The 20132-nt window shown below is 61.6% G+C and carries 14 protein-coding genes and 1 tRNA gene; 8 read left to right on the top strand and 7 right to left on the bottom strand.

What is annotated here, in order from left to right; all coding sequences use genetic code 11:
- Window positions 1-43: 43 nt before the first annotated feature.
- The 3 genes from O6760_RS03220 to O6760_RS03210 form a co-directional block, all read right to left on the bottom strand.
- Complete coding sequence (locus tag O6760_RS03220; RefSeq protein ID WP_269584045.1) at window positions 44-2212, bottom strand: hypothetical protein; 2169 nt, start codon at window positions 2210-2212, stop codon at window positions 44-46.
- 121 nt (window positions 2213-2333) lie between these two features.
- On the bottom strand, window positions 2334-3476 hold the full coding sequence (gene queG / locus O6760_RS03215; protein WP_269584044.1) for a tRNA epoxyqueuosine(34) reductase QueG: 1143 nt from the start codon (window positions 3474-3476) through the stop codon (window positions 2334-2336).
- Window positions 3477-3532: 56 nt separating this feature from the next.
- Window positions 3533-4225, bottom strand: coding sequence for a glutathione S-transferase family protein (locus O6760_RS03210; protein ID WP_269584043.1), 693 nt, complete (start codon window positions 4223-4225; stop codon window positions 3533-3535).
- Window positions 4226-4443: 218 nt separating this feature from the next.
- Between O6760_RS03210 and O6760_RS03205 the strand changes: the two genes are divergently transcribed.
- Entirely contained in the window at window positions 4444-5250 is an 807-nt protein-coding gene (locus O6760_RS03205; RefSeq protein WP_269584042.1) for an undecaprenyl-diphosphate phosphatase, read from the top strand.
- 223 nt (window positions 5251-5473) lie between these two features.
- Here the strand turns inward: O6760_RS03205 and O6760_RS03200 are convergent, their stop codons facing one another.
- Window positions 5474-6502: a helix-turn-helix transcriptional regulator gene (locus tag O6760_RS03200; RefSeq protein ID WP_269584041.1), complete on the bottom strand. Its 1029-nt coding sequence runs from the start codon at window positions 6500-6502 to the stop codon at window positions 5474-5476.
- Window positions 6503-6654: 152 nt separating this feature from the next.
- Between O6760_RS03200 and O6760_RS03195 the strand changes: the two genes are divergently transcribed.
- Window positions 6655-6858, top strand: coding sequence for a DUF1127 domain-containing protein (locus O6760_RS03195; RefSeq protein WP_269584040.1), 204 nt, complete (start codon window positions 6655-6657; stop codon window positions 6856-6858).
- Between the two features lie 667 nt (window positions 6859-7525).
- On the opposite strand, the gene O6760_RS03190 is transcribed toward O6760_RS03195, so the two are convergent.
- Window positions 7526-8785 (bottom strand): MFS transporter, encoded by a 1260-nt coding sequence (locus tag O6760_RS03190; RefSeq protein ID WP_269584039.1) that lies wholly within the window; start codon window positions 8783-8785, stop codon window positions 7526-7528.
- A 473-nt stretch (window positions 8786-9258) separates the two neighbouring features.
- On the bottom strand, window positions 9259-10230 hold the full coding sequence (locus tag O6760_RS03185; protein ID WP_269584038.1) for a complex I NDUFA9 subunit family protein: 972 nt from the start codon (window positions 10228-10230) through the stop codon (window positions 9259-9261).
- Between the two features lie 179 nt (window positions 10231-10409).
- Here O6760_RS03185 and O6760_RS03180 point away from each other — a divergent pair.
- Window positions 10410-10496: transfer RNA gene (locus tag O6760_RS03180), tRNA-Leu, on the top strand.
- A gap of 209 nt (window positions 10497-10705) precedes the next feature.
- Window positions 10706-11905, top strand: coding sequence for a tyrosine-type recombinase/integrase (locus O6760_RS03175; RefSeq protein WP_269584037.1), 1200 nt, complete (start codon window positions 10706-10708; stop codon window positions 11903-11905).
- Between the two features lie 164 nt (window positions 11906-12069).
- On the opposite strand, the gene O6760_RS03170 is transcribed toward O6760_RS03175, so the two are convergent.
- Window positions 12070-13172 (bottom strand): IS3 family transposase gene (locus tag O6760_RS03170; RefSeq protein WP_269581172.1). Its coding sequence is split into 2 segments (ribosomal slippage): window positions 12070-12911 and window positions 12911-13172, totalling 1104 coding nucleotides; the frame shifts between segments, so codons are not numbered across the junction.
- 408 nt (window positions 13173-13580) lie between these two features.
- Here O6760_RS03170 and O6760_RS03165 point away from each other — a divergent pair.
- The 4 genes from O6760_RS03165 to O6760_RS03150 all read left to right on the top strand — a co-directional run bounded on the left by O6760_RS03165 (window position 13581) and on the right by O6760_RS03150 (window position 20132).
- A complete protein-coding gene (locus O6760_RS03165; RefSeq protein ID WP_269584036.1) occupies window positions 13581-14249 on the top strand; it encodes a hypothetical protein in 669 nt (222 codons plus the stop codon).
- A gap of 702 nt (window positions 14250-14951) precedes the next feature.
- Window positions 14952-17297 (top strand): multiheme c-type cytochrome, encoded by a 2346-nt coding sequence (locus O6760_RS03160; protein ID WP_269584035.1) that lies wholly within the window; start codon window positions 14952-14954, stop codon window positions 17295-17297.
- Window positions 17294-18814, top strand: coding sequence for a hypothetical protein (locus O6760_RS03155; RefSeq protein ID WP_269584034.1), 1521 nt, complete (start codon window positions 17294-17296; stop codon window positions 18812-18814). The genes O6760_RS03160 and O6760_RS03155 overlap by 4 nt, the downstream gene beginning before the upstream one ends.
- 43 nt (window positions 18815-18857) lie before the next feature.
- The gene (locus tag O6760_RS03150) at window positions 18858-20132 is read left to right on the top strand and encodes a 2Fe-2S iron-sulfur cluster-binding protein (RefSeq protein WP_269584033.1); all 1275 of its coding nucleotides are present in this window, start codon (window positions 18858-18860) and stop codon (window positions 20130-20132) included.

Raw genomic sequence — 20132 nt, 5'->3', positions numbered from 1 at the left:
GCGGCCAGTTGGCCGCTCTTTGTTGTTGAAAGACCGAGTTCACTCAGTTTGCTTCGATCTTGACCGCCAGAAGATCCGGCAGGGTCTGCGGCGCGGCCATGCTGCCGAGGATCTGGGCGAGCGGCACGGGAGCGGCCGGCGTCAGGGTCACCTTCAGTTCCCCCGGATTGTCCATGAACTTCGACGCAGCGTCGCTGACCATCTGCGTGAAGGCCTCGTTCCCGATCGGCGCGGTGGCAGCAGTGGCCTGCGCGACCAGCGCCTCGCGGAAGACGTTTTCCGGAATGCCTTGGCTCTCGGCGACATGGGCAATGCCCTTGGTGGCAAGACCGGCATCCTTGAAGGTCAGCGAGGCGTCGACGAATTGCGCCACGATCATGGCCATCTGACCCTGGCCTTCCGGATCCTCGAACAGCGACTTCGGCACGTTGGCGAAGCGCGCCGACAGTTCCGCGCGGCCGACCCCTTCGATGTCGACCATGAATTTCTCGAGACGGAGCTCGAGTGTCGCCTCGTCCCAGTAGAGCCGGGTTTCGTCCGACCAGACCACGTTTTCAAGGCCAAGCGCCTCGAACAGGGCCTCCGCCTCGGGGTCGTCTATGGCGCTGACCGGGACCTGGATGCCTTCGTTGCGGACGAAGACGCTGGTGGGGATCGGCGGAACCGTTGTTGAAACGGACATCTCCGCGGCACCGATCAGGGTGCGACCGGCGTCCGGCATGGTCACGTCCAGGCCCTTGATCTCGTAGCCGAGGGAACGCGGCATGAAAGCCCGGGCAACATCGAGCGGATGGTCCTCGCCAAACTCGGGATCGACCATCAACGTGCTGATCATCGCGCGCATCGGCGTGTAGTCGGCGAACTCGATGTCGCTGATGGCGGCCCAGTCGAGCTTGAGCGAGGCGCCCTCAGGCAGGTCCGGAGCGTTGAGGCCGACCATCATCATCTCGCCGATTCCGCTGGAATCGACATTTGTCATGGCCATTTCGTCGATGGAGATGTCGGCCATCTTCTCGGGGCCGGGTGTCGGCACCTTGATCTTGATGCCGCTGATGCGCGCATCGGCGAGGCCGAAGGAGCGGTAGAGCTGAAAAATCCCGGTGATCAGCTCTTCCGGAGCCGGTTCCTTCTGGGCGAACAGGTCATCGAAGATCCGCAAAAAGGTGTTGTCACGCTTGATCAGGGAAACGTCGCTCAAGGTCGCCTCGTCGGCGGTCATTTCAATCGACAGGCCCTGGCCAACGTCCTGGCGGGACATGTAGTTCACGGTGGAACCGGAACCGATGACGATCACGCGCTCGTCACCAGCCGGGACGTTCGGGTCCAGCAGGTCGACAAAGGCGGCGGCATCGATACCGGAATAAATGGTTTTGCCCTGGCTGGTTTCCTGGGTCAGCATCTGGCCCGAAGAAGGATCGAGCGTCTGCAATGTCTGGGTGAACTTGTCGATGGAGTACTCGCCGATACGGCCGTCCCTGGCATCGGACATCCGGTAGCCGTCCATCTGCATGGTGCCGGACACGACCAGCGTATCCTTGCCGTCCTCGGTGCCGTAGGCCTCGATGGTGGCCGCCGTGCTGTCCGCCCTGACCTCTTCATAGGACGTCAGCAGGGAGGCCTGCAGGAAAGGCAGCCAGCGGCTGACCTGGCGGTCCGGTGCTTCCGGCGGCAGCTTGGGGATGGTGAAGCTGTAGTCCGTAGCCGAGAGGCCGGCCATGCGGCCATCCAGTTTCATGCGGCCTTCGCCCTCGGCGGAGCCGGAAATGACGAAGCGGGTGTCGTCGGAATAGATCCAGCTTGCGGACGAAAAGGCACCGTCTTCATGTTTCAGGCCCGAGATGGTCACGGTGCCGCTGCTGAGCGATATCTCATAGGTGAGGTCGGTCAATTCGGCAGTCGCGCCGTCCTGGGCATCGTCATCACCGGTCGCATCCGTTCTGCCTGCCGGCAGGTCCCTGAGGGTGCCGCGCAACGACAGTGTGCTGTCGGTGAGGGTCAGCGTGTCGCTGCCGTCATCATAGCTGACCTCACCGTTCTCAACCGTAACGCCCAGCTCCTGAAGGCCCGCGGCAAACGCGTCATAGGCGGCAATGCCGGTGTCCTCGGCAAATGCGCTGCCGGACACCAGCACCAGGGCAGTGCTCAGGGTCAGGAGCCGGGCGCGCGCCCTGGCGGATGAGGGCAAAGGGGCGGATATGGCGTGGAAACTCAATGTTTTGGCTCCAATGGTATGAACGGAATCGACCGCGGTCGAACCCGATATGGGGGGCAGCTTTGGCCATTTCATGACTATGGCCCAATCTCGTGACAAGGTCGACTCGCCGCGCGGATATTCAGGAGGCCGCATCCGCCCATTCAGCGCGCACGGCAACATCGCTTTCCCCCGGCAAGGCCATGCGTCTTTCGGAGGCGTACTCCATCGCCGGTGCCAGCCGGCGCAGCGCCCAGACCGCCGTGCCCCGGACCGTTGCGTCCGGATCGGCCAGATGGGCGCGGACGTTTGCCAGAAGCCCGGCATCACCGCTGTTGCCGGCGGCGATCAGCACGTTGCGCAGGAACCGGTTGCGGCCGATCCGCTTGACGGGAGACCCGGAGAACAGCTTGCGGAAACCGGCATCGTCAAGCTTGAGAAGGTCTGCAAGTGCCGGGTTGGTCAGGTCCCGCCTGGCGACGAGCTTCGCCTCCCGGGCAGCGGTTGCGAACTTGTTCCATGGGCAGGCGGCCAGGCAATCGTCGCAGCCATAGATGCGGTTGCCCATGGCCTGGCGGAACTCATGCGGGATCGGCCCGGGATGTTCGATGGTCAGGTAGGAAATGCAGCGCCGGGCATCGAGCTGGTAGGGCGCCGGGAAGGCGTCCGTGGGGCAGGCGTCAAGGCAGGCGCGGCAGGAGCCGCAATGATCGCTTTCCGCGCCGCTCGGTGGCAACTCCAGCGTGGTGAAGATCGCACCCAGGAAAAACCAGGAGCCGAGCTCGCGCGAGACCAGGTTGGTGTGTTTGCCCTGCCAGCCGAGACCGGCGGCTTCCCCCAGCGGCTTTTCCATCACCGGGGCCGTGTCGACGAACACCTTCACATCGCCGCCCGCGCGGGAAACGAGGAAACTCGCCAGTTCCTTCAGGCGGCCCTTGATGACGTCGTGATAGTCGCGGTGCCGTGCATAGACGGAAATGCCGCCGGTGCCGCGATCCTTCAGATGCGCCAGCGGGTGATTTTCCGGGGCATCGTCCGGACCGTAATTCATCGCCAGCATGATCACGGAACGCACATCGGGCCAGAGGGCTTCCGGTCTTTCCCGGCGGTCGGCGGTTTCCGCCATCCAGCCCATGGTGCCGTGATAGCCCTTGTCCAGAAACAGGCGCAGTCGCGCGCCCGCCTGTGGAATGCTGTCGGCGGACGCAATCCTGACGGCGTCAAAGCCGAGCTGGTCCGCTTTTGCCTGAAAGGCTTGCAGCAGTTTTTGGGTTTTCCTGTCCAAGGCGGTCGGCCGATCCGTTTGCGCTTTCCTCTGGGTGTACCCGAACGCAGGACAGGCTAGAAATCAAGATCCGCGTAGGTCGGGGCGGGCGGCATGCCCAGCACCTTCTCGCCGAGCAGCGGACGCATGGACGGGCGCGACTTGACCCGGGCATACCAGTTGCGGATGTCCTCTTCTCCGTTCCAGGGCACTTCGCCGAGATAGTCGGCGCAGGACAGGCCCGCGGCCAGCGCAAAATCGGCAAAGGTGAGCCGGTCGCCGGCGAGCCAGCGGCGCGAGGCGACCAGGTAGCCGAAATACTTCAGGTGATGCTGGATGTTGGCACGGGCCACCCTGAGGGCCGCCGAATCCGGTTCGCCGCCACCGGCGGATTTCGGCATGATCTGCTTGTAGATCCGCTCGCGCACCAGATGGCCGACCACTTCCTGGTCGAACTTGCCAAGGCTCCAGTCGACCAGGCGCCGGGTTTCCGCGCGCGCTTCCGGGTGATCGGGCATCAGGCGGCGGTCGGCGACCGCGTAGCCGCGGGTTTCGTCCAGGTATTCCATGATCGGGCCGGCGCCGCAGATGGCCGGGCCCTCGTTTTCCACCATCACCGGCACCGTGCCGGCCGCGTTCAGCATCAGCAGGTCCCGGGGCCGCTCCCAAGGGTTCACGTGATGCTCCTCGAAGGCGGCGCCGTATTCGCTCAGAATGAGACGGATGAACCGCGACGAGGGCGAGAACGGATGGTGGTAGAGGGTCAGCATGAAGGGGTTTAAGAGCCTGAACTGTGGCAAGACTGGGACATGCGATCACACAAGGTGAAATCGCGTTAACCCGGAGTTTGCCCTGAATATGGTTATCAAGGGTTTGACGCGGCCCCGGAGCTCCGTCAAATAGGCGGCGGCCGGGGCAGAGCCCTCGAGTCGCGACACATACTTGGTCAGGCTGGTTCGCATCAAGCCATTTGGAGACAAGATACACAATGGACGGCCAAACGATTGTAAACGCTCTGATTCTGGGGATTGTCGAAGGGCTGACCGAGTTCATACCCGTTTCCTCCACCGGCCACATCCTGTTGCTCGGACATTTCCTCGGTTTCAACAGCACCGGCAAGACCTTCGAGGTGCTGATCCAGCTCGGAGCCATCCTGGCGATCCTGTCGGTCTATTTTTCCCGCCTGTGGCAATTGACGCTTGCCTTGCCGTCCGATCCCACCAGCCGCCGGTTCGTCTTCGGCATCCTGCTCGCCTTCCTGCCTGCGGCCGTCATCGGTGTCCTGCTGCACGGGTTCATCAAGGAGGTGCTGTTCGAGTCCCCGGCGCTGATCTGTACGACCCTGCTGGTCGGCGGCATCATTCTCCTGTGGATCGACCGTCTGCCGCTAACGCCGCGCTACACCAATGTGATGGACTATCCCCTGTCGCTGTGCCTGAAGATCGGGTTTTTCCAGTGCCTGGCGATGGTGCCGGGCGTATCGCGCTCCGGCGCCACCATTGCCGGGGCGCTGCTGATGGGCACGGACAAGCGCTCGGCTGCCGAATTCTCGTTCTTTCTTGCCATGCCGACCATGGCCGGCGCCTTTGCCTATGATCTCTACAAGAACCGCAATGTGCTGTCGGCCGACGATGCCATTTTGATCACCATCGGTTTCGTCGCCTCGTTCATCGCCGGCGTCTTCGTGGTCAAGGGGCTGCTCGACTTCGTCTCCAAACACGGCTTCGCCCCGTTTGCCTGGTGGCGGATCGCGGTCGGCCTCGCCGGCTTTGCCGGGCTTTACTTTCTGGGGTGAGGGGAGGGAGCGAGAGCCTCTCCACCGTCATTCCGGACAAGTGCAGCTATGGCTGCACGCCGATCCGGAATCCAGCGTGTATTTCGCGCGTCAGCGCGGCCATTTCCGCTGTTTTGTGTTCGCTTCGCTCACGCTGATGCGCTGGATTCCGGATCTGCACACAGCTGGCGCTGTGCTTGTCCGGAATGACGGTCGAGGGGCACTGAAGAGGACCGCTTCCTTATCATGCCGTCCGATTGACCGGCTCAGCCGCTGCATAAAGCGCCGCGAGCTCTTCAAGTTCCGCCGCCAGCTCCGCCCTCAGATGCTCCGGTCCGACCAGTTCAGCACCCGGACCGAGCCAGCGGACCAGGGGCAGGATGCGTGCCCGTTCGGTCGAGGGAATGCTGATCAGCACCCGGCCGTCCTTGGCGGGCGTGAACACGGCGTGGCGGTAGTACCAGTCGGCGCCGAGTTTCCTGGCCTGGGCCGGCGTGATCAGGATCTCGGCGATTTCCTCCTCCTGCTCCCAGCGGCGCATGGCGTTCGACAGCCAGGCACCTCCGAGCAGGCTCTGGATCGAGAAGGCCTTGTCCGGCCGGAAGAACAGGCCGCTGATTTCAAGGTCCCGCACCCTGTCGGCGCGGTAGACCTTCAAAAGATCCGTGTCGACGCAGCGCCCCGCCAGATACCACAGGTCCCGGTCGAACATCACGCCATAGGGCTCGACGTCGTGGGACTTGACGGTCTTGCGCACCGGGTTGACATGCTCGAAGCGCACCCGCTTGCCATCCAGGATGCCAGCCATGAACCCGTCCAGCGCCTTTTGCCAGTCCTCCGTCGGTTCGGCTCTCGTGCCGGAATGAAAGATGTCCGCCGGGATCGGCTCGATGCCGACGATCCGGTCGGCATCCTTCAGGAGCCCGTGCACGGATTTCGGCAGCGAGGCGAGCAGCTTCTTCTCCGCGGCATCCAGCTCGGCGGCAAGCGGAACCGTGCGGCTGGAGCGCACCAGCGCCATGGCCGCCAGCAGCGCGGCGGTCTCGTTGCGGGTGAGCGCCACCGGCGGCTGCAGGTAGCCGCTGGCCAGCCGGTAGCCGCCTTCCGCGCCGCGCTCCGCATCGACCGGAACGCCGAGCGCGATCAGCCGGTCGATGTCCCGGTAGATGGTCCTGAGCGACACCTGGAAGCGCTCGGCCAGGGTGGTGGCCGGCACCAGCTTGCCGCCGGTCAACAGCAGAAGAATGCCGAGGGCGCGTTCGATCGGGTTCATGAATCGCGACTCAAAATCGGGTGGTTCGAAAAAAAATCATATCCCGTGAACAGAACGGGATCAAACCTGACTCACAGCTGTCAGGATTGACCTGTCATCTTTGTCTCGTCCCCAGCGAACCGGACGTTTGAACGTCCCCCAGGAGAAGTGAGATGAGCGTTGAGATCGATACCGTTTTTCGCAGCCGTGCAAACAGCCGCAGCCTGTTGCTTTCTGTCCTTCGCGCATGTGTCGCCGGGCTCCGCAAGTATCATCGGCGCAGGGCAACTGACCGGGCTCTGTCTTGCCTGAACGATGATGACCTTCGCGACATCGGCCTGATGCGCACGCCCGACGGCTACCGCGAAATGACCTAGACTGTAGAGGCACTTAAACGACTGGCATCGTTGGAGTCAGGATCGTTCCTGAAAAGGCGGAAAGCGCAAGGAAGTGCAGTGCACTTTCAAGCATTTCCAACGTCTTCAGGAGCGATCCTGGCCCAACCCCGAAGGGGCCGCCCGATAACTGGGCCCCTCCTGCGTCGCATGTCGTCGAATATGCCCCGCATGTCCGTCCTCCATGCTCCTTGAATGGACCCGGTTATCGGGCGGCGCTGCCAATCGATAAAGTGTCACTACAGTCTGGGACCGTTCCGGTGCGGGCCGCTGGAAGGGCTGATCGCCGCCGCCAAGTGACGGCCCTTCCCGTCTGTCCTCCCGCTCCGGAACAAAACCGCCCGTCCTGCCCCTGGGACGGGCGGTTTGCCTTTGAGACCAAACTTTCAATCGTCATTCCCGAACGAACCACTTGCGCCCCGTTCCAATGGGCGGGTTGGTAAGCAGTATTTGGCTGACTATCGCCGACATCATCCAAAATAACCTCTCCCAGTGGGAGAGGTCGGACCGAAGGTCCGGGTGAGGGGACAGACCCCTCCGGATTGTTCGAACGTTTGCTCCCTCACCCCATCCCTCTCCCGATGGGAGAGGGAGTTCACCCCTGCCATCCGTCTTTGCTTTGCCCACGAAAGGCGATTGTGCTGAAGCGTCACCCCGCGTTGCGGCGCGTCAGTGCCTTGATCTCCGGCTTGTTCCACGCCAGGAACATCACCACCAGCGCGATCACGGCGGCGATGATGACGCCGTAGAAGGGCAGGTCCAGGTCGAGCCCGATCAGCTCGCCGCCCAGAAGCGAGATCACCCCGGCAACCAGCGTGAACACGGCAATGGCCACCCCCATCACCCAGCCCTGCTCCTCGTCGCCGACGGCCGCAGAATAGAGCCCCAGGAAGGTCGGGTAGGCAATGCCGAAGGCGAAATAGAAACAGAACACCGGCAGGTAGACCATCCAGGCCTCAGGCGCGGCCACGAAGGCAGCCGCCGACAGGGCCCAGACGACAAAGGTCATCCCCAGGATCGCCTCCTTGCTGAAGCGCTTCTGCGCCGGCACCACGAGGAAGGTGCTGGAAAAGGCCAGCGCGACACCGATGGTCAGCATCACCATGGAACCGCCGAGCGTGCCGTAGCCGAAGCGGCTGGTCAGGTAATTGTCGACGAAGATGTAGAAGGACAGGTTGGCGACGTGGAAGAAGAAGAACACCATGGTCAGCCGCATCACCTTGGGATATTTGGTGATCCGCCACAGCAGTTCGAAGATCTCGGCCGGCCGGAACCGGAACTCGCCCGTCTCCTCGGCGTCGTGCCGGTCGCGGAAGGTGAAGACCACCAGCAGAATCGCGATCGCCACCAGCACGAAACAGGCATAGAACGGCAGCTTGATGCTGGCGACATCGCCGATCAGGACGGGATCGGACAGGAGCCCGCCGAGCAGGGGGCCGCCGACCAGGCCGAAACTGACCCCGGTGATGATGTAGCCCATGTTGCGGTTGCGGTCCTCGTCGTCGACACTGCCGTCGATCATCGCCGCCTGGGCAATCGGCTGGTTGCCCGCCGTCAGCCCGGTGATCGCCCGCCCCAGGATCATCAGAACGAAACTGTTGAGATAGAGCGCGGCGATGGTCAGCCCGTAGCCGAAAAGCGCGCCGAACAGGCAGATCAGGATCGCCTTCTTGCGGCCGATCACGTCGGAAAGCTTGGAAATATAGGGCGCGCCGAAGAACCAGCACAGGAAGAACACACCGATGATCAGGCCATAGTCGAAATGGCGCATCGCCTCGCTGGTGTCCTTCACCAGGAGACCTGTGCCGGGCTCCATGATCAGGCTGTTCAGGATCGGAAACACCAGCCCCTGGCCGAGCAGATCGACAAACACCACGAACAGCAGCGTGACCTTGGCAAGAAACGTCATCGAAACCTCCCGCTCCCCTCCGAAGAAGTGACGATAGGTGAAGGCAGGGGATGCGGCAATCAAAAGCTGTGGGAAACGAGGGGCCGAGCCTCCGCCACCCATCATTCCGGACAAGTGCAGCACGGCTGCACGCCGATCCGGAACCCGGCGCATCAGCGCGAGCGAAAGCGAGCACAAAAACGAAAAAAAGGACGCGCATTCATCGCCTCAGCCCAGCCGAACCTTGTGGCCGGATCCTTCGAGACGCCGCTCGCGCGGCTCCTCAGGATGACGCCGTCTGTGTGTCTGAATCAGGTCGTTTGTGTCTTCCGCACCTCGCCTGCCCTTCCTGACGCGTCATCCTGAGGAGCGCGTTCGCGCGCGTCTCGAAGGATCCGGCCACAAGCCACGCACCGGAAAACGACGCTGAGCCGGCCGGACATGAAAAAGGCGGGCCCGGGGACCCGCCTTCTCGAATGCCGCTCCGCAGATGCTTACGCCGGCCGGTGGGCGTCGTACTGGCCGTGTTCGCGGTAGCGCTCCAGGTAGGTCGGCAGCACGGCGGCGAGCGTTGCCGGCTTGATGCCGATGCCTTCCAGCGTGCGGCCGTCTTTCCTGGCAGCCTCGGAGACCACGTTGTCGGTCTTCAAAAGCTCCACCTGGTCGGCGGTGAACGGCGCCATCGGGAACAGCTGGAACACCTTGCCCATGGCCGATGCGACCGGGAAGGGGATCGGCAGCAGGGTGCGCTTGCGCCGCGTGACCGCCAGCATGTCCTCAAGGCAGTCGCGGAAGCTCTTGATCTCCGGACCACCGAGTTCATAGATGCCGGGCTTGAGGTCGCCGTCGACGGCGCGGGCGACGCTTTCGGCGACATCGCAGACATAGACCGGCTGGAACTTGCTGTCACCGCCGCCAAGCAGCGGCAGCACCGGCGCGAACCGCGCCATGTCGGCGAACTTGTTGAAGAAATCGTCTTCCGGGCCGAACACGATCGACGGGCGCAGGATCACGCTGTCCGGCAGCGTCTCCAGGATGCCGGCCTCGCCGGCCGCCTTGGAGCGGGCATAGGCGGACGTGCTGTCAGGGTTCGCGCCGATGGCGGAAATATGCGTCACCCGGTCGAGACCGGCGGCGCGGGCGGCCTCGGCGATGGCGCGCGGGCCGAAGGCCTGGACCGCGTCGAAGCTCTGCTTGCCCGAGGGCGCCAGGATGCCGACGGCATTGACGACGGCATCTGCGCCGATCACGGCCCGGTCGACGGACCAGCGGTAGCGCAGGTTCGCCTGCACCGGCATGATCTGTCCGGGCGCGCCGAGCGGCTGCAGGTGGGTGGCAAGGTCGGGCCGGCGCACGGCGGCGCGCACGCGGTAGCCGCGCCGGGCCAGGGCCTGGACGATATGGCGGCCGAGAAAGCCGGATGCGCCGAATACCGTGACGAGTTTGCCGTTGAGTGCTGTGGACATCGTGAAAATGCCTTCTGTCGCGTCCAAAAGGGGAGGCGGCCGCACCAAATCGGCCCGCCCCGTCCGGTGTTTCTTAGCCCTTTGCGGCAGGCCTGTGAAGGGCTTGGTGTGAATGAACAAAAAAAGTCGCACAGAGTGATTGACAAGGGCCAGCCCCACCCTTACAAGCCCCCCTCACAGCCCAGGTGGCGGAATTGGTAGACGCGCTAGCTTCAGGTGCTAGTGCTCGCAAGGGCGTGGAGGTTCGAGTCCTCTCCTGGGCACCAAATTCCGGTTTTGGACAAACTGCCAAGGTCCGAAACACTCCAAAAAAGCTCCGGTTCGCCGGGGCTTTTTTTGTTTCTGGCGTCCGGTGTCGTCCGATGGGGTTTGTTGGTATCCGGCGCATTTGTTGGTATATTTGTTGGCATCCACCCTCGAACCGGCCGCAATTGTTGGTACCTGAAGCCGCGATTGTTGGTATGAGGTGCCAGAAATGCCTTTGACTGACCGGCAAATCCGCAGTCTCAAGACGCCTGAAAAACCCAAAAAGGTGAGCGATGGTGCGGGTTTACACCTGTTGCTGACACCGAACGGCTCCAGGCTGTGGCGATTCTCCTACAGGTTTGCGGGCAGTCAGAAGACGTTGGCACTGGGTGCCTATCCTCATGTTTCCCTCGCCGTTGCCCGCCAGAAACGCGATTTGGCAAAAGGCCAACTGGTTGCTGGTATCGATCCGTCTCAGCAACAGAAAGTCGAAAAAGCCGTAGCCAAGGTTGCGCACGGGAACACATTCGGCGCGATTGCCGATGAGCTTCTGAAAAAGGAAACCCGCGAGGGCAGGGCCAAGACGACGCTCGACAAGAAACAGTGGGTGCTCAGCCTTGCGCGACCGGCTCTTGAGCGGCGCCCTATCAAGGACATCACCGCGCCCGAAATTCTCGCCGTGCTTCGCAAGGTGGAAGCGCAGGGAAATTACGAAACCGCGCGAAGGCTCAGGGCCACGGTCGGGCAGGTGTTCCGGTTTGCCATTGCCACAGCCCGTGCGGAGAACGATCCAACCTTCGGCCTCAAGGGGGCGTTGACGGCACCGAAGGTGAACCATCGGGCTGCGATCATCGACTGGCAACGCCTGGCAGGCCTCATTCGTTGCATCTGGGACTACGAAGGCTCCTACGAGACCCGCGCCGCGCTCAAGTTGATGGCGCTTCTCTATCCGCGGCCCGGCGAACTTCGTCTCGCTGAGTGGACCGAATTCGATCTGGCAAAGGCCACCTGGACGATCCCTGCGCCACGAACCAAGATGCGCCGGGAGCACAAGAAGCCCCTTCCAGGCGCCGCAGTCGAAATCCTTCAGGACTTGCACCAGTTGACCGGAAGCCGCCCGCTTGTCTTCCCGTCCGTTTCATCTCCAAAGCGACCGATCAGCGAAAACACCTTAAATGCCGCCTTGCGCCGGATGGGCTTCACCAAGGAGGAAATGACTTCCCATGGCTTCCGGGCGACGGCGTCTACCTTGCTGAACGAGAGCGGCAAGTGGAATCCGGACGCAATCGAGGCAGAGTTAGGTCATGTTGGGGCCGACGAAGTACGTCGTGCCTATCATCGTGCGGCTTATTGGGATGAGCGCGTGCGGATGGCGGAATGGTGGGCGACAGAAATCGAAGCACTTCGGCATATTGAAGATCGACCGTAGTCGTACGATTCTGAATAGTATTGGTTTCTAAGATTGAATACGTGACATAATCCAAGTTCTCTGACCTGAGACCCGAGTTTCTTCCGGTTTAGCGCAGAGTCCTTTGGTTGATTGGAGTGCTACCCAACGTGCCCCCAGGAAGGGCTAGAGTTTTCCGGACCAAATCAGGAACACGGGCTGGCTGCGTGTTCTGATTTCATGAGATCCACCGGCACTTTGTTGCCGATGGCACCGTGAGGTCTGTGTTCATTGTAGTCCTTGCGCCAATCCTCCAACTTTTCGGTCGCATCCGCAAGGCTCAGGAACCAGTGTGCATTCAGGCACTCCGCCCTGAAACGGCCGTTGAAGGCCTCAATGAAGGCGTTGTCCGTCGGTTTCCCAGGCCTGGAGAAGTCAAGCGTGACGCCCCTTCTATAGGCCCACAGATCGAGATCCCGAGAGATGAACTCGGAGCCCTGATCGACCCGGATCGTCTTCGGATAGCCAATCCGGGTGCAGACAGTTTCCAGCGTTCTCACCACATCCTCGCCACGGTAACTGAAGCGCGGATCAAGCGCCGGCACATAGCGGGAGAACGTGTCGATCACCGTCAGAACGCGGATCTTCCGACCGGTTGCGAGCTGATCATGCACGAAATCCATGGCCCAGACATCATTCGGACCCACGGCTTCCTGGCGATCTTCCCGAAGCTTCGCCTTCACTCGGCGCTTGGGATGCTTGTTCCTCAGTTGCAGGCCCAACTCGTTGTAGATCCGCCGTGTTTTCTTCATGTTGATCACCCAGCCTTCCCGAAGCAGCAATACATGCACCCGCCGGTAACCGAACCGGACGCGCGTCTGGCAAATCTCCCTGATACGCTGTTCCAAAGCGGCCTGGCCGGGCCGACGGGATCTGTAACGGTAGGTCGTCGGGTCAAGCCGGATCACCGCGCACGCACGGCGAATGGACACCGACCAGTCCGACCGCATCTCGTCGACCAGCGTTCTCTTCCGGGCAGGCCTCAGAGCTTTCGTTTGACAATGTCCTGAAGCATCTCCTTGTCGAGCGACAGGTCCGCGACGATCTTCTTCAGCCGGGCATTCTCCTGCTCAAGCTCCCGAAGACGCTTCATCTCCGACGGCATCAAACCCGCGTATTTCTTCCGCCAGTTGAAATAGGTCGCCTGGCTGATGCCAGCTTCACGGCAGATCTCCGCAACCGGAACACCTTCTTCCCCACGCTTGACGATGAACGCCTTCTGCGCATCAGAAAACTTCGATGCCTTCATCAATTCCGCTCCTTCCTCAGCCAGGAAAATCGTCGCGGAAAACTCTAACCCAAATCGAGGGAATTTAGCGGGGGCACATCAGATCAGCGCAGTACGGAAAAAATTATCGAGGAGCTCGACAAGGACTTCCACCGACCGCAGATACCGAACCGGATAATAGAACCCTGCCATATTGATTTATGGACAAATGATGTTTTCACAACAGGATTACTTGAGGCTGTTTCTGAGTTCGAACTGAACGGCACAACTTCAATCGGTTTATTAGCTGCTGCACTAAGGCACCGACTGACACCGCCACTCTATTCTGGCTTTTATCGACCGATTGGTACAGACGGCGAGTTACCTAATGTTCTGACCGAAGATGAAAAGAACCGCTTCAAAAATACTATCACTCGGATTGGTGAAGAAGTGTTGGAAGTCTCTCGAGGAGATTCACCTCCATTTGAAAACAACAGTGCCCTTCTTTGCTTGGGCTGGGCAACTGGGTTTTGTTCGGAAGAACTGCAGTCAACATTGTTGGACGCGCTACAAGCTGACGTTCACCAAAAAGCTCACCCACTTCTCAATGCTCTCGCCTCTGCACGCACAATTGTCCGCGGTGCTGCCCGTATTACGAGTTCAGCAGAAAAACTGCGTTTACTATTTGAGTTGTTGGTCGAACGAAGACAGAACGCCGACACACGTGGTGCACTCTGCGACGCCTTGTCTCGGCGCAAGAACGCCCCAAAAGCCTTGAGCCACGCGTTGGCAGGCCGAATCGCACAAGACACGGTTGAAAACATCGCAAGGTTAATCGAAACAAGATCATTCGAGGTCGACCTCAAATACACACTTCTAATACTTACAGGGCTTTTGCGTTACCGCGAAGTTGAGCCATGGTTTTTGACACCTGAACAGCCAGGGCACGGTCGGGTAATACAGGAAAAGCTAGTGAAATTACGAGGCGCAGTCTTCAGGAGGCGAAGCAGTGTTCGTCAGGGATCCCAGAAAGTCGAAATTATCGACAATCTACTGGAATACATTGAAGGAACGGGTGGCGATCCAAACCTGCTAAGGATCCTCGAAGAAATAACATGAGAATGCCATAGCTGGCGCATTGATTGTGCCGCTCGCTTAAATCAGCTCAGGCTGGCACACGAAGGCGTTATGTATGGGTAAACTCAAGAGTCTGTTGGTCTTCCGAAAATCGAAATAGAAAATTATTATATTAAATAATATCTTATTCCGTAAATCACATGCCTCTCCTGGCACCAAATTCCGGTTTTGGACAGACTACCAAAGTCCGAAACACCTCAAAAAAGCTCCGGTTCGCCGGGGCTTTTTTTGTTTCCGGCGTCCGGTGTCGTCCGATGGGGGAATTGTGGGTCGTCTGTGGTCCGGGGCGGGGCGGTCCTGGGCTGATGCGGTGTCTGTTTTAACCTGCTGTCCCAATCGACAGCCCCGGAATCTGTCTGTTTACTGTGCTCATTCGGCTCCTTGTCCGCGCTGCGCCGCTGCTGCGCCCGAGGCTGCATCTTGATGGCGCGTGCACGGATACGGGAGGCTGATCTGTGGTCAACTGAAAAATCCAGGCGCAAAAGCCCGGCCGCGCGTGCGAGAAGCGCCGGGGGCAACCAGCGGGTTTTGTGCGGCCGCGGCACAAGGCGCCCTGGAGGAGCCGGGAAAACTCGGGGGTGGTCTCAGTTTTCTTTTGAAGTTGCCCCTAGGTTTCCTTAGTTTGAAACTTTGACCGGGCCGGCATGAGGGAAGGCCCGGGAACGAGTTGCGTTTGGAATGGGAATGTCGCGTCTATCGGTCCTTGTTTCTTCCAGTCTGACATCCCTGACAGTCGCGCTCGCCCTTTTGATCCCGCCGGGCGCGGAGCGGGCATTCGCGTTTTCAAACAAGGACCTGCAGCATCACCAGCTGCCGATGGACCCGGGCGCAGTCACCGCGCTGGTTGATTTCCTGAACCGGGTTGACGGCAATGCCGGGCAGGAGGCCGCCGGCCGCCTGATGCTGGCGCAATCCGGGGACGAGCTGCTGCTCCCCGAGGATGGGCCGGCCGGGGACGGCGCGGCGCCGGCGGATGGCGACGATGCCCTGCTGTCGGCGGAAGACGATCCGGCCGACAGTCTTCTGGTCGAGGAAGATGCCAGCCAGCCGGACGATGCCAGCCTGCTCGCCGATGACGACAATCTGCTCGCCGATGACGACAGTCTGATTGCTGACGACGACAACCTTCTTGCCGATGACGACAGTCTGATTGCTGACGACGACAGCCTTCTGGTCGATGACGACAATCTGCTCGCCGACGATGACAGCCTGTTGGCGGACGACGACAGTCTCCTTGCCGATGATGACAGCCTTCTGGCCGATGACGACCTGCTGACGGTCGGTGACGACGACGATCTTCTGAGCGGCGACGGGCTCGGCCTGACGGAAACCGCGGAAGGCAAGAAGAAGGAAGAAACGGTCCGCAGAAACGCCGATGCCGAGCACGAGAAGCTGTTCCTGGAAAGCCGCTATCCGTCGGCCAATACCTGTGCGACCTGCCATCCCAAGCAATATGAAGAATGGTCCGTGTCGCAGCACGCCTATGCCCAGCTCAGCCCGATCTACATGGCGATGCAGACCACGATCAACATGAAGACCAGCGCGACCAACGGCGACTTCTGCATCCGCTGCCACAACCCGGTCGGCATGAACATCGGCGAATCGCTTTATGTGTCCAACCTGGAACGCAATCCGACGTCGCGCGAAGGCATCACCTGTGTCGCGTGCCACCGGGTCAGCCGGAACTACGGCAAGATCAGCGGCCGCTTCGCGCTGGAAGAGGGCGATGTCTTTTCCCCCGTCTACGGCCCGAAAGGCGGCGATGAACTGCGCCGGGTGCTCAACACGCCCGAGGAATACAGCGTCTCGCAGAGCCGCGACGATCCGGGCCGCAGCATTCACACCCAGGCGAAACCGTTCTTCGCGCTGACCAAGCCGGGCTTTTGCGGCACCTGTCACGACGTGACCCTGTTCAACGGCTTCAAGCTCGAAGAGGCCTTCGCAGAGTTCAAGCAGTCTCCGGCGGCAAAGCGCGGCGAAACCTGCCAGGACTGCCACATGGGCAAGGTGCAGGGCGTGGCGTCGGGCTACGATTATGGTCCGGCGGCCATTGTCGGCGATGTGCCGACCCGCAACCGCAAACTGACCAACCACATGTTCGCCGGCCCCGACTATTCCATCATTCATCCGGGGCTGTTTCCGCACAACGTGGAAGCCGCCGAATTCAAGACCCTGAGGGAATGGCTGCAGTTCAATGTCGGCGCCGGTTGGGGAACAGACGCGTTCGAGGACAATGTCAGGGACGGCTACAAGTTTCCCGAGGCCTGGACCTCGATCGACGACCGCTATGACGCCCGTGACATCCTGAACACCCAGTTCGAGCGCCTGGAAAAGGCGCGCCGGGCGCGTCTCCAGGTGCTGCGCAACGGCTTCAAGCTCAGCGACATCTCGATCATCCGCAACACCGGCGGCACCCTGAAATTCTCCGTGGATGTCAGCAGCGGCACCGACGGGCACGGCGTGCCCACGGGCTTCGATGCCGAACGGCTTATTTTTCTTGAGGTCACGGTCAAGGACAGCAAGGGCAACATTGTCTATGTTTCCGGCGACAGGGACCCCAACGGCGATGTCAGGGACGCCCATTCGCTTTACGTGCACAACGGCGAACTGAAGCTCGACAAGGATCTCTTCAGCCTGCAGTCCAAGTTCATCGTCCGGCTGCTGCGCGGCGGCGAAAGGGAACAGGTGCTGGCGGTGAACACCTCGACGGACGTTCTGCCGCTGGTGCGGCCGGAGCGCCGGGCGACAACCATCTACGGCCGGCCGCGCGGCGCCCGCAAGCACAAGCAGAACCTGGAACCGGGCGCAAGCCGGACCGCGACCTACAAAGTTCCGGGCAAGGACCTGGTTCCCGGGGAACGCTACAGCATCTCCGTCAGGCTCATTTCCCAGATGGTTCCGGTCAACCTGATCGCGGCCATCCAGGGTGCCGGGTTCGACTACGGCATGAGCCCGGCCGGCATCGCGCGCAAGGTCGTTCAGGGCAGCTCGGTTCTGTGGAGCCGCAAGGCGAGCGTCGTGGTCAAATGAGCGGGCGGATCGGGAACAGCGGAACACCCGGCCGCAGGGCCGTTTTCAGGGCAGCGGCCCTTGCCGTCGCCGCCACCATGCAGCTGTGCGGTCCGGTCCGGGCGGCGGGCAGCGCACTCAGCGACGAGCCCATTCCCATGGTCACGGAAGAAGAGGTTCTGGAGCGCCGTCAGCAGTCCAACGCCGGCGGTGGTCTGTTGCCGTCGGGCGGACATCACTCGAGCGAACTCAGCGACAAGCCGGTGCCGATTGTTGCCGAGGAGGACGTGCCGGAGCCGACACCTCCCATCTTCCAGCGCGGCGAGAAGTTCCTGGCCAGCGGCAACCTGTCTCCCGGGATCGAGCTGCCGACCGGTGCCATCTGGCAACCGGCCCTCTGGGTCTTCGGGGATGCGCGCACGGCGATCGGTCACTACGCCAGTGGCGTCGACGACCCGCGGCAATTCTGGGCGAGCCGGCTCGACATCTTCGCCAACCTGAAACTGACGCCGACCGAACGCGTCCTGATCGGCTTCTCGCCTTTGACCGAAGGCACGCGCAACACCGGGATCCTCTATACCGACGAAGGCGGTGTCGAATATGTCAACGGTCTCAATCCTTACGTGACGACCCTGTTCTTCGAAGGCGAGTTCGGGGAAATCTTTCCCAATCTCGATCCCGATGACCGGCGCAGCATCGATTTCGGCTTTTCCATCGGCCGGCAGCCGCTGTTCTTCCAGGAAGGCATGATGATCAACGACAGTGTCGACGCGCTCGGCATCACGCGCGACACCATCATCATTCCCGGGCTGACGCCCGACCTGAGGGCGACCGGTGTCTTCGGCTGGAACAACATCCGCCGCGGCAACAACCGGATCGACGACAGTGCCTACCTGTTCGGCCTGTTCACCGAGGCCGATTTCCGCAAGAGCACCGGCAATCTGGACCTGGCCTATGTCGTCAGCGACGAGGAAGACGGCGGCGACGGCTTCTATTTCGGCGCGTCCGCGGTCCAGCGCCTCGGTCACTACAACACCGCGTTCCGGATCAACACCTCGACCGCCATCGAGCGGACCGGACCGGCGGTCGACAATGGCGTCCTTTTGTTTTCGGAGATTTCCAGAACGCTCACCGGGTCGGAAAACATCGTCTATGCCAACGCCTTCTGGGCGCTCGGCAACTACACGTCCGCGGCCCGCGACAGCCTGACCGGTGGTCCTCTCGGGCAGGTCGGCATCCTGTTCGCGGCGCCCAGCGTGGGCCTGGGCGGCTCCGCCCTGTCCAACCGGGCGGACGACGTGTTCGGCGGGTCGATCGGGCACCAGATGTTCTTCAACGAGGACCGCACGCAGCTGGTTCTGGAACTCGGCGGACGCAAGGGCACGGACGGCCGCGATGAAGCCGTGGTCGCCTTTGGCGGACAGCTGTTGCATGCGCTCAACAACAGGAGCAGCATTCAGGTCGACGGGTTTGTTTCCGGCGGTCGGGACCGGAAGGCGGGAACGGGCCTGCGAATGGAATTGAGGACGAGGTTCTGATGCCGGGTGCGAACGGACTTCTCGGCGGACCGGGGGACTGACCATGATCCAGGCGTTGCAGATCGGAGGTGGCCTGATCGTCGCCATGGCGTTGCTGCAGCTCGTCCTCGGCGTCGGTGCGAAGACGTCTGCCCTGTTCCGGGAACGGCGCCTGGACGCAAGGCGCCTGCAACGGTTCAACGACCTGGCCGACCTGGCGTTGCGGACGGCGGAGACCGACCGGTTGAAATCCGGATCGACCTGGGCCGGGAAGCGCAAGTTCCGCATCGTTGAAAAACGGGTCGAGAACAAATGCTCGGACATCTGCTCCTTCTATCTCCAGCCCCATGACGGCGGCGAGCTGCCGCCGTTTCTGCCCGGCCAGTTTCTGACATTCGAATTGCCCATCGCCGATCAGCCGACCCCTGTCATCCGCTGTTATTCGCTGTCTGACAGCCCGGGCCGGCTGAACCGCTACCGGGTGACGATCAAGCGGTTGCCGCCTCCGCCCGGCGCGGACGCAAAGGTGCCCGGCGGCCTGTCCTCCACCTATTTCCATTCCAGTCTGAAGGAAGGAGACGTCGTCGATGTGCTGGCCCCAAGGGGCGGGTTTGTCCTGGACCTCCAGTCCGACCGGCCGGTCGTTCTGATCGGCGGCGGTGTCGGGCTGACGCCCGTCTTGTCCATGCTCAAGGCTCTCGACGACAGCGGCAGTCCCCGGGAAGTGCGCTTCTTCCATGCAGCGCGCAGCAGCGACGACATCGTGCTGGTCGACGAGATCCGCGAAATCGCCTCCCGCAAGAGCAACGTGCACTACAAGGTGCTGTTCAGTGCCCCGACCGGCCATTGTGTCGAGGGGCGCGATTACGACCTTTCCGGTTTTTTGACGGTTGATGTCCTGAAAGAATATCTGCCATCCTCCAACTACGAGTTTTACGTCTGTGGCCCGCCGCCCATGATGGCGTCGCTGACCGAACAGCTGCGGGACTGGGGCGTGCCGGAAAGCGACATACACTTTGAAGCCTTCGGTCCCGCCTCGGTGAGGACCGTTCAAAAGCCCCGCGTCTCGGAGGGCGCGGCAGCGGGCGTCGAAGTCGAATTCGCGCGGTCCGGAAAACGCCTTCACTGGGAAGAAGAGGACGGAACGCTTCTCGACCTGGCGGAAAAACACGGTGTCCGGATCGCGTCCGGCTGCCGGGCCGGAAATTGCGGAACCTGCGCAACGGCGCTGAGGGACGGGGACGTGACTTACGTGACCAGGCCTGCCAGCAGCCCCGCGCATGGTTCGGTTCTTATGTGTGTCGCCTGTCCGAGAGGCAATGTCATTCTGGATGCGTGA

Origin of the sequence: Roseibium sp. Sym1 (assembly GCF_027359675.1) — a bacterium.
Lineage (GTDB): Bacteria > Pseudomonadota > Alphaproteobacteria > Rhizobiales > Stappiaceae > Roseibium.
Note: the sequence above shows the minus strand (reverse complement) of the source record. Positions and strands in the feature narration are given on the sequence as shown.

What these genes read in the sequence shown, in the direction of transcription:
- O6760_RS03210 (WP_269584043.1), bottom strand. Translation starts at nt 4,225, where the DNA reads ATGCTGACCCTCTACCACCATCCGTTCTCGCCCTCGTCGCGGTTCATC.
- O6760_RS03205 (WP_269584042.1), top strand. Translation starts at nt 4,444, where the DNA reads ATGGACGGCCAAACGATTGTAAACGCTCTGATTCTGGGGATTGTCGAA.
- O6760_RS03200 (WP_269584041.1), bottom strand. Translation starts at nt 6,502, where the DNA reads ATGAACCCGATCGAACGCGCCCTCGGCATTCTTCTGCTGTTGACCGGC.
- O6760_RS03195 (WP_269584040.1), top strand. Translation starts at nt 6,655, where the DNA reads ATGAGCGTTGAGATCGATACCGTTTTTCGCAGCCGTGCAAACAGCCGC.
- O6760_RS03190 (WP_269584039.1), bottom strand. Translation starts at nt 8,785, where the DNA reads ATGACGTTTCTTGCCAAGGTCACGCTGCTGTTCGTGGTGTTTGTCGAT.
- O6760_RS03185 (WP_269584038.1), bottom strand. Translation starts at nt 10,230, where the DNA reads ATGTCCACAGCACTCAACGGCAAACTCGTCACGGTATTCGGCGCATCC.
- O6760_RS03175 (WP_269584037.1), top strand. Translation starts at nt 10,706, where the DNA reads ATGCCTTTGACTGACCGGCAAATCCGCAGTCTCAAGACGCCTGAAAAA.
- O6760_RS03160 (WP_269584035.1), top strand. Translation starts at nt 14,952, where the DNA reads ATGTCGCGTCTATCGGTCCTTGTTTCTTCCAGTCTGACATCCCTGACA.
- O6760_RS03155 (WP_269584034.1), top strand. Translation starts at nt 17,294, where the DNA reads ATGAGCGGGCGGATCGGGAACAGCGGAACACCCGGCCGCAGGGCCGTT.
- O6760_RS03150 (WP_269584033.1), top strand. Translation starts at nt 18,858, where the DNA reads ATGATCCAGGCGTTGCAGATCGGAGGTGGCCTGATCGTCGCCATGGCG.